9 protein-coding genes are annotated in these 9,901 nt (G+C 39.7%); 5 read left to right on the top strand and 4 right to left on the bottom strand.

Annotated elements, in window-relative coordinates:
- Window positions 1-72: 72 nt before the first annotated feature.
- From BFL01S_RS17090 to BFL01S_RS17080, 3 genes are all read right to left on the bottom strand, one after another.
- Complete coding sequence (locus tag BFL01S_RS17090; RefSeq protein ID WP_061786430.1) at window positions 73-1,785, bottom strand: methyl-accepting chemotaxis protein; 1,713 nt, start codon at window positions 1,783-1,785, stop codon at window positions 73-75.
- Between the two features lie 134 nt (window positions 1,786-1,919).
- Entirely contained in the window at window positions 1,920-2,222 is a 303-nt protein-coding gene (locus BFL01S_RS17085) for a hypothetical protein (RefSeq protein ID WP_061786429.1), read from the bottom strand.
- Between the two features lie 245 nt (window positions 2,223-2,467).
- Window positions 2,468-3,322, bottom strand: coding sequence for a TetR/AcrR family transcriptional regulator (locus BFL01S_RS17080; RefSeq protein WP_061786428.1), 855 nt, complete (start codon window positions 3,320-3,322; stop codon window positions 2,468-2,470).
- Window positions 3,323-3,526: 204 nt separating this feature from the next.
- Between BFL01S_RS17080 and BFL01S_RS17075 the strand changes: the two genes are divergently transcribed.
- From BFL01S_RS17075 to BFL01S_RS17070, 3 genes are all read left to right on the top strand, one after another.
- Entirely contained in the window at window positions 3,527-6,616 is a 3,090-nt protein-coding gene (locus BFL01S_RS17075; protein WP_061786427.1) for an efflux RND transporter permease subunit, read from the top strand.
- A gap of 161 nt (window positions 6,617-6,777) precedes the next feature.
- Window positions 6,778-6,909 (top strand): hypothetical protein, encoded by a 132-nt coding sequence (locus BFL01S_RS21315; RefSeq protein WP_257788888.1) that lies wholly within the window; start codon window positions 6,778-6,780, stop codon window positions 6,907-6,909.
- 27 nt (window positions 6,910-6,936) lie between these two features.
- Entirely contained in the window at window positions 6,937-7,242 is a 306-nt protein-coding gene (locus BFL01S_RS17070; protein WP_061786426.1) for a hypothetical protein, read from the top strand.
- A gap of 177 nt (window positions 7,243-7,419) precedes the next feature.
- On the opposite strand, the gene BFL01S_RS17065 is transcribed toward BFL01S_RS17070, so the two are convergent.
- Window positions 7,420-8,571 (bottom strand): hypothetical protein, encoded by a 1,152-nt coding sequence (locus BFL01S_RS17065; RefSeq protein WP_061786425.1) that lies wholly within the window; start codon window positions 8,569-8,571, stop codon window positions 7,420-7,422.
- Window positions 8,572-9,118: 547 nt separating this feature from the next.
- Between BFL01S_RS17065 and BFL01S_RS17060 the strand changes: the two genes are divergently transcribed.
- Together BFL01S_RS17060 and BFL01S_RS17055 are read left to right on the top strand one after the other, a co-directional pair.
- Window positions 9,119-9,445 (top strand): hypothetical protein, encoded by a 327-nt coding sequence (locus tag BFL01S_RS17060; protein WP_061786424.1) that lies wholly within the window; start codon window positions 9,119-9,121, stop codon window positions 9,443-9,445.
- 31 nt (window positions 9,446-9,476) lie between these two features.
- Window positions 9,477-9,863 (top strand): DUF7668 domain-containing protein, encoded by a 387-nt coding sequence (locus BFL01S_RS17055; protein WP_061786423.1) that lies wholly within the window; start codon window positions 9,477-9,479, stop codon window positions 9,861-9,863.
- The last annotated feature ends 38 nt before the right edge of the window (window positions 9,864-9,901 follow it).

Below are 9,901 nucleotides of genomic sequence, written 5' to 3'. Positions count from 1 at the left end.
GATTAAAAGTCAGGAACTCTCAACTGTTCAGGTTTATCATTTGCTGGATTACTTATGTCTCAGCCTCTTTTTTTAGACTTTGAATCGTTGAATTGATTCTTGGAGTTCCTGTGCAAGACTTGCTAGAGCAGTAGAGGAAGCTGTTATTTCTTCCATCGAAGCAAGCTGCTCTTCCGTTGCAGCAGCTGCATTTTGTGTACTGCTTGCTGCTTCTTCGGCGACGCCGTTTACTTCAAAAACAGCTTGCGTTACTTGAGCGGTACCAATCGATAGTTCTTCTACCGTTGCGGTCACTTCTTTAATTTGAGCCGCTAAATCCGTTACCGTCTTGTTAATTGTTGCAAACGACGTACCGGCTTTTGTTGTTACGTCCATTCCTTCTTTTACTTCTGCCAAAGCGGAGTCAATTGACTCTGTAGTTTGCTTCGTTTCATTCTGGATAAGCGTAACAAGCGCTGCAATTTGCTCGGCTGATTGAGCTGACTGTTCAGCTAATTTACGCACTTCAGCGGCAACAACTGCAAATCCTTTCCCGTGCTCACCAGCACGAGCAGCTTCAATTGCTGCATTTAGCGCCAGGAGATTTGTCTGGCCCGCAATATTTGTAATCACTTCGTTAATACGCTCAATTTCGTTTGAGCGCTCGGCTAAGCTTTGAAACACGGTTGATAAGCCAATGACCGTATCGTTAATAGAGTTCATTTGTGTATTAACCGTTTGAATGGCTGTGCTACCTTCTGCAGATAAATGAGATGCTTCTTTAGCTGTTGTAGCTGCTTTGTCGATATGGTCATATACAACGCTTGAGGACATTGCCATATTCTCAATAACTGCCATTGACTTTTCAACAGAGCTGACTTGTTGCGTTGCACCATCAGCTAATTCTTGCATCACGCTTGAAATATGCTGACTTGCCGCCGTGCTTTGCTGAGCGCTGGCGCTAAGCTGCTGTGAAGAGGCTGCGACCTGCTCAGACGTCATATTGGTAGTTTGAATGACGCGTCGAGTATTCTGAATTAAATCTGTGAACGCATTTGTCAAAACTCCAATTTCATCCTTTGATTTGTAAGTGCTTTTGACAGTGAAATCACCGTCAGCTGCTTGTAAGGCTAACGTGCGCAGTTCTCGAATTGGTTGTGCAATTAAGCGACCAATAAAGGTGCCAATAGTTATTAATAAAAGAAGCGCCACACCTGCTACAATCATTGTTAAATTTGTTGCTTCTTTAGCATCTTGTTGGTTTTGTTTATAGATAACTTCGGCTTGCTGTGTATTTAATTCTTGAAGCGTTGCCAAATAGCGATTCGCAAAACTACGAACAGGGGCGACTTCGCTTGTATATAACTCATATGCTTCGTCCTTTTTATTTGTGGTTGCTAACTCAATTGTCTGATTGCGTAAGTCTCGCAATTCATCAAGCTTATCTTCATAGGATGCCAGTGCTTTTTCTTGCTCTGGTAACATCTTAATTTTTTTGAGTTTTTCTAAGTTTTTGTCCTGTGTACGAAGGATACTAGTAATCTGAGTGTTCAGCTCTCCGTTACGCCGTGGTTCCTTTGTAATCATCATTTCTAAAACAAACGTATCTAGCGCGCGGTTGTTGGTCTGAATCTGTTGAACAAGGCTGTTTGGAATTAATTGTTCCGTATACATAATCTCAGATCCACGAGCAGTGAATTGGGTGGATAGGTAGCCAATCGTTCCAACAATGATGAGAGAAATAGAGGCTATGGTAAGTAAAATGAAAAATTTCAATGAAAGCTTTAAATTACGAAGAATATTCATCCGTTTTCTCCTTTGAAAATAAAATTAAATGCATATTGTAGCTACTACATATATCGGACTATTTGCCTAAAAATTTAGAGTCATAAAAAATTGTCTGGATAAATAAAAAAGCCATCCGCAAAAGCGGGTGGCCATTATGCTTTGAAATGTCGAATGGACTCCTGGAGTTCTTCAGCCAACTCTGCAAGAGAGTTAGCTGAAGCTGTAATCTCTTCCATTGAAGCGAGCTGTTCTTGCGTGGCAGCGGATGCATTTTGCGAGCTGCCAGCCGCTTGTTCGGATACGGCTTTCACTTGGGTGATGGAATTTGTTACTGCGGTAGTTCCGTTTGATACTTCCTCGATGGTTGCCGTTACTTCTTGAATTTGAGCCGCTAAGCCCATAATTGCATCATTAATCGTGGCAAACGATGTGCCTGCTTCAATCGCGATACTCATTCAGTATATTTACTATATCGGTAGAGAAAGAGAAGTGTTTAAAAGGTGGTTGAAAAATGTCGCATTCTTTGCGAATCGACTATATGCGAAGTGAAGATGGAGGGGAAATATATTTTTCCTTTTCATAGATTATAGACTGGGTTCTAAAGTTAAATAGAAGTAACATACAGTAGCAAATAAGGAACAAACATAGAAAAGAGTAAAGTCCCTTACCTGTGTAAAGGTAGGGGACTAGCTTCCTGAATTTATTGTTTGTTTGCATAATAACCTAAAATGACGTTTCGATAATGATGGAGGCTAGGATAATCGTCAAAGTTTGAAAGCATTCCTTGAATAACAGGAATTCGCGGCTTTTCTTTCATTATTTCTTCCTTAATCACTTGAAGCGTTACGAATAGCTCTTCTTCGTCTAGCTTTTGAATTTCTTCTTCTAAGTTGGCTACAATTTTTTCAAGGTTTGTTTCATTATCAAAAAGGAAGCGAGATAATAGTTCGTTTGCTTTGTCATTCGTGAGTAGGGGAGTATCGTTATGAATATCCTTTACGATGCTGTCCATTCTGCTCAAAATGAAATTTGCAAGTTTTGTTAGATCTATGTCTTCATTTGACAGCAAGATGACGCGCATATATGAATGAATCATTCCGTCAATTAGAAACGTTAAGTCCCACGAATACTTTTCTACGTCTGGACCATAGATTGCTAACATGCTTTGACGATAATAGCGGTGCGCTTCCATTTGTTTTTCAAACAGTAGCTTCTTAACCGTTTCATTTCGCGGAATAGCTTGTTCTTTGGCAAGCATAATGAAAAATTCGCGGTGGTTAATAAAGTGTGAAAACCATGCGGCCTGCTGGTGAATAAACTTTTCCCGAGGGCTCTGATTGGTCGCTGTTTGTTTATCGAATGCTTCGCTAATTATGGCAAATTGATGCTGCAAGATCGCTAATAATAAATCATCTTTGGATTTAAAATGTAAATAAAACGACCCTTTTGAAATGCCGCTTTCCGTTGCAATCTCTTGAACCGAGGTTGCCGAAAACCCCTTGTTTGCAAATAGCTTCATTCCAGCTTCAATAATTTGTGTATTCTTCTCAGTCATGAAAGAACCCTCCTTAAACACTTAGTTTCCCCGTATTTTAAGAGACCAAAACCTCTTAATTCGTTATGGTATCTTTTCGTTCCTTATCAAAATAGTTGACAGATAATCACTAGGACAATTATAGTTGATTTTGTGCTGACTGACCAGTCAGTTTAAAATTATACCGAATGCATGACACTTAAGCAAAAAGGAAGGTGCTAGTTATTGAAGGGGTTAGTTAATTTCGTTTTAAAGAATAAGTTAGCCGTATGGTTATTAACGATTATTGTCACCGTATCGGGTATTTATGCTGGAACAAGAATGAAAATGGAAAGCATACCTGATATTTCTGTTCCGTACCTAATCGTGATGGACGTGTATCCAGGAGCGACGGCAGAACAGGTTATGGAAGACATATCAAGACCAATGGAACAAAATATCGAAGGCTTAGAAGATGTGAAGGCTGTTTACTCAAACTCATCTGCCAACGTATCTCAGGTTCAAATCGAATATGAGTACGGTGTGGATATGGATGAGAAAAAGCGTGAGCTAGAAGCGGCGCTTGATAACGTCACGCTGCCGGAAGACGCGGAAGAGCCATCGGTTATGGCAATCAGCATGAACATGATGCCAGTTGTTGCGTTATCCATCAGCAGCGATAAGGAAGACATTGTTGAGTTATCTTCAACAGTACAAGACACGGTTCTTCCTAAAATTGAAAACATCGACGGCGTAGCAGGCGCAACGCTCACAGGTCAACATATTGAAGAGGTAAACCTTGTCTACAATCAAGACAAAATGAAAGAGCTTGGCTTAACAGAAGACAAAGTCAAAGAAATGGTTCAAGCAAGCGATATGTCACTATCACTCGGCTTAAAAGAATTTGAAACAGGGAAAGAAGCTGTTTCACTCGATGGTGATATCACAACGATTGAAGACTTAAAAGACGTGTTAATTCCAGTTACACCAACTGCTCAAAACCAAAGTCCGTTTGTGAAGCTAGGAGATATTGCAACAATTGAAACGGTTGGTAAAGTGCCATCTATTTCGCGCACAAATGGAAAAGATGCGATTTCAATTCAAATTACGAAAACGCAGGAAGCAAATACCGTAGAAGTTGTTAATGCGGTGAAAGATTTAATTAAAGATCAAGAAAAAGAGATTGATGGCTTAGCAATCGACGTAACGCTAGACCAAGGTGAACCGATTGAAGAATCCGTATTTACGATGGTAGAAAAAGCGCTATTCGGTGGTTTATTCGCCGTTATCATCATCTTGTTGTTCTTGCGCAGCATTAAATCTACCATTATCTCAATCATTTCAATTCCAGTTTCCATTTTCATGGCACTACTGCTACTAAACTGGCTTGATATTACGCTAAACATTATGACGCTAGGGGCTATCACAGTAGCCATTGGTCGTGTTATTGACGACTCGATTGTCGTAGTGGAAAACATCTACCGACGCATGAACTTGTCCGACGAAAAACTTCGTGGCCGCGCGTTAATTCGTGAAGCAACGATTGAAATGTTTAAACCAATTCTTTCGTCTACGCTCGTAACGGTTGCTGTATTCGCGCCGCTCATGTTTGTTGGCGGTATGGTTGGTGAATTATTCAGACCGTTTGCTTTAACAATGGCATTCGCGTTAGGAGCATCACTACTCGTTGCGATTACGATTGTACCAGCGCTTTCCCACTTCTTATTCCGTAAAAACTTATCGGGTGAAAAAGAAGTAAAAGCGCATAAAGAAGGTGGAAAACTAGCAAACTGGTATAAAGGTTTCCTAGGAAAAGTCTTAAACCATAAAATTATTGCATCTTTAATCGCAGTTGTATTACTTGTAGGGTCACTTGCTTTAACACCGCTCATTGGCTTTAGCTTCATGGGTTCAGAAGAAGAAAAAGTTGTGTACTTAACGTATACGCCAGCGGCTGGTGAGTTGAAAGAAGAAACGCTCAAAAATGTTGAAAAAGTTGAAGAGCATTTCATGAAGCGTGATGACTTAGAAACAATTCAGTTCTCAATCAATGACGAAACAAGCACAGACGCATCAGCAGTCATGATGGGTGGCGGAAGCGGAGCGTTGATGTACTTATTCTTTGACGAAGATGTGAAGAACTTTGCTGACGTAAAAGAAGAAGTCATTGACTACGCAACAAACCTTGACCAGTCAGGTGAATGGAAGTCACAGGATTTTGGCATGGGCGGCATGTCGTCTGATGAAGTAAGCTATACGCTATACGGCAAGAATTTAGACGACTTAAATAAAGCAGCTTCAGACGTTGAAAAAGCATTAAAAGACGTAAAAGAATTAGAAAACGTCAAATCTGATTTTGAAAATCCATACGTTGAGCACATGATGAAAATAAATCAACAAGAGCTTCTGCAATATGGGTTAACAACAGCACAAATTGCAGGAGCGCTATCTGCACAAAATATTGGTGACGTGCTGACTACCGTTGAAAAAGACGGAGAAGAAGTCAACGTTACAGTTCAAAGCGATGCAAAAAAAGAGCCAAAATCAATGGATGAATTGTTAGAAACACAGGTTCCAACGGCTCAAGGAACAGCAATGCCTTTATCTGAAATTGTAGAGGTAGAGGAAGGAACAACCTATACGACGCTTGCTCGTAACAAAGGTGAATTCTACACAACGATTTCTGGTAAAATTGTCGGCGACGACGTATCAAAAGCAACGGCTGAAGCCGATAAAAAGATTGACAACATTGACTTACCAAATGGTGTAAAAATAGACGTTGCCGGAGTGGCAGCGGATATGCAGGAATCCTTTACGCAGCTAGGCGTAGCGATGCTTGCAGCGATTCTCATCGTTTACTTTATCCTTGTGGTAACGTTCGGTGAAGGTTTAGCACCGTTTGCGATCTTATTCTCACTGCCGTTTGCAGTTATCGGTTCGTTTGTCGGACTGTGGATTGCAGGTGAAACGATTTCCGTATCCGTTATGATGGGACTTCTGATGTTAATTGGAATCGTTGTAACCAACGCCATTGTACTTGTAGACCGCATCATTGAAATGGAGCGCGCGGGAATGTCCATTCGTGACGCGATTCTTGAAGCAGGATCAACGCGACTTCGTCCAATTCTGATGACAGCAATCGCAACGATAGGTGCAATGGCTCCAATGGTGTTCGGTGCAGGCGGAGCGGGACTAATTTCAAAAGGATTAGCCATCACCGTAATCGGTGGGTTAACATCTTCAACGCTGTTAACGCTAGTCATTGTACCAATTGTCTATGAAGCATTATCGAAGCTATTGAAGAAAAATCGTCAAGTGGTAGAAGAAGACATGTAATAGAAAGCGCCCTTTTGGAAGGGGCGCTTTTTTGTTTGAACTTTAACTCAAAAACTACTATCTTTCTATTGTTTTAGATTGTATAATTTTTCCTTAAGAGGAGGGTCGTTTGTTTATTCGACTATCTCTAAAGCCAACAGCAAGAAACGGAGTGCGATTAGATGGAACCAATTGAAACAAAACTTTTAAACAACCGTCGCTTAAATGACTATCCGCTGTTTAAGAAGTTTTGTGTGTTAAAAGAAAAAGGGAAAAACTATCCAGGAGTAAAAGCATACTATTACGAACAATAAAACGGCAAACAGTGAGGTTTTAGAAATATGAACAAAATTACCTTTACCAAAATGAAAGCAGACTCAACTTTTATCCAAGCAGAAAATCCAGAGCACATCTATGTTAGCAAAGATAATGTGCTGTTTTATTTAGTGGAAAGCAACAAGGGGCCTATTCAAATTCATAACGGAAGGGGCAAGATCATTGCTGTGTTGCCTCGCCATGTGGTGCATGCAGATTATATGTTAACGGTGCAGCAGGTAAAGCCTGATAGATGGATGCTTCTGCATTATGATGAAGAAAAAGAAACGAATGTGATTTGTGTGTTTAGCTGTGAAGGAGAAGTTAGATAGAATCGCTTGTAACTCCCCCATTTCAACCTTTATGAGTGAGGGAGTTTAATATGCAACAGAACAAAAACTAAGTACTTCACTGCTTTAAGTGTAGATTTTGTTTTCTAAGAGTTCCGATTCCAAAAATAAACAATGGAAAAACCAAGCCAAAAGTAAGAGTATAAAAAAGAAGAGGAGCTAAACTGAAAAATCTCCCTTTTTCTTGCGCTTTCTAATCACGCGGAATAAGCCAATTCCACTCAGCAAGACACCAAGGGCAATCAACACGTCGTAAACTGTCTTTTCCTGCTTTTCTTGGCCAATCTGATAGTATTCTTTATACGCTGTCACCGCTGCTTTGTTTTTCTTATAGGCAGCGGGAACATCCATTTTGGTGCCTAACTTCCAGCCGTCTTGGTACGCTTGTTTTTTGAACTGGGCTGCTTTTTTATTAGAAACAAATCCTTGTTGGTAGACTTCTAGAAGCTGAACATTCGATTCATACACTTTTGGTACTTTGTACTTTTCATTCAGAAAAGCAGCATTAAATCCTTCCATCTTCACATCTTCTAAGCGCTTCTTTTCACCTTTATTGTAACCTTTTGTAAATGCTTCGGTGCCGGCAGGCGTAAGACCATCGGGAACAACGAGTGGCTCCATGCTGTATCCAAGCTTATAGCCATCTTTTTCATACTGTACATTTTTAGCCGCTTCTTTTTCGTTCATTGCTTTTTGAAAGCCTTCTTCAAATGCTTTTTGCGTCATAGGGTCTTCGGTATAAAGCTCTGGTACCGACATTGCTTCATCTTGTACGCCTTGCTGGTATCCTTCTTCTCTTGCTTTTACAGAAAGATCCATCGTTTCAATCGCTTTTTCGTAGCCAAACGTGAAGCCTTCGTTCCAGTCAGCCGACTTGCTTTTCATAGTGGGAGGGGTATAAGCGACCGTCGCGTTCTCATAGTCTTGAATTCCGATTTCGTATCCTGCTTTTTCACCAGCGCTATAATCGGTTTCTTTTTCAGTCTTTTCTTCTTCTGTCTTACTTCGCTTTCCGCTTTCAAAGCCGACCGAATAGCCTAGCATGAACCAGCTTGCAGCTTCTGAGGGATAAGCTGCAAGCTGGTTGTTTCCGTCAAAGCTTATGAATTTCTCACCGCTATAGCCATCGCTTTCTCCAAGCGCATAGCCATTATCATATACGCGTTCATACAGCACGTCCAACTCCTCTTCAGGAGCGGTATTTTCATTGGGCTCCACGGCAGTAGTAGCCAGCACCTTGGTCGGTATAAACGTATTTGTGGATAATAATCCGAACATCGACAAGCTCAGTATAAGCACCTTTTTTTTCATGTCTTCACCTTTTATGTGCGTTTATAGTTTGATCGTTTTGTTTCATTCTTAAATTACAACTAACTAGAAAAAATGTGTTTAATTTCAATAAATATTACAGTAATATTACAATTGTAATGAAAAAAATAGTGTTTGTCATCAACTAAAAGATGTGAATTTTCAAATTTATATAAAAAAATAATCACCATGCTTGATAGCTTAATGGGTGAGTTTGATGTCGGAACGAAGCTCGGTGATATTCAGTTTGAAGCTTACGAAGGGCAGGAGGACGTTAAGTCAGTTTTCGATTTGGTAATAAGTTGATGATATGCAGTAGAAGCTAAAAACTTTACGATATTTAAAAGTGCAGTGACGAGGGACAAAGGGGAGTCACTCAAGCTCCCCAATAAGCGAGATTTCACCTTCAGTGTATACGTCTTCATCACTAATTATTTCTTTATAGCCCGCTACCTGTAAGTCATTCGGAATACATAAGTCCCATTCTATTTTAGTGTGTATGTCAGTAAGTTAAGAAGTAAACATAAAAAAACATAAAGGGGATTACAAGATGGAAGAATTAAAAGATAGTAAACCAACCCTAGAATGGCAAGAGAGAATGGAAGAAGATGAACTGTTCACTGTCGAGAACATTAAAGCGACTGATGAAATTCTAGACACTTATTTAAATAGTTTGAAAGAGTCTAAAGATATAGAACAAGATATCTTGCGTTACGTAAAACAAGTAGTGCTAAGTTTAAATGATCTCAATGAACAGTTCGATTATTTTATTGAAACATTAGAAAGAGAAGAATTGTGTGAGTTCATTATGGAAGCGGCTAATCGAGCTGGCTTAGAGTTTGAAGAAGATATAACAGAAGAGTGGAGAGAATGGTAAGGAGCTAATCCTAAGAAGGAGTACTGTCTTAATGGAAAATGTTAATAAAGTTAAAGAACTGATTAAAGGCATTGTACAAGAATTAGTTCAACATAATATAGAGTCTCTCCCATTAGAGGATGATAGCGAGATAAGTAATTTAAAAGAAGAGTTGAGTTTGTATCCAGGAGTTATGACACTTCCTCCCGAAGTAGCTTACGATCAATTAGAAGATGGTTTCTATATTGATCAACCGGATGCTCCACATTTTAGTTTGGGTAAGAAAAATGTGAAGAAGCAATTCCCTAAATTAATCTATATGGTCGATTTTGATTTGTATTACGATAATGAGCGCAGTAATTTAACACTTCAGTGCAATATTTATGAAAATAAGTCTGGAGACTGGATGATCAAAGTCAGTGATATTCACGTGATGTGAAAAGTGCCTACATGTTCTAATAATGTCAAAAAGGGTTT

Source organism: Priestia flexa NBRC 15715 (genome assembly GCF_001591565.1).
Taxonomy (GTDB): Bacteria; Bacillota; Bacilli; order Bacillales; family Bacillaceae_H; genus Priestia; species Priestia flexa.
The sequence above is the reverse complement of the archived record's forward strand: the minus strand, read 5'-3'. Positions and strand labels throughout refer to the sequence as shown.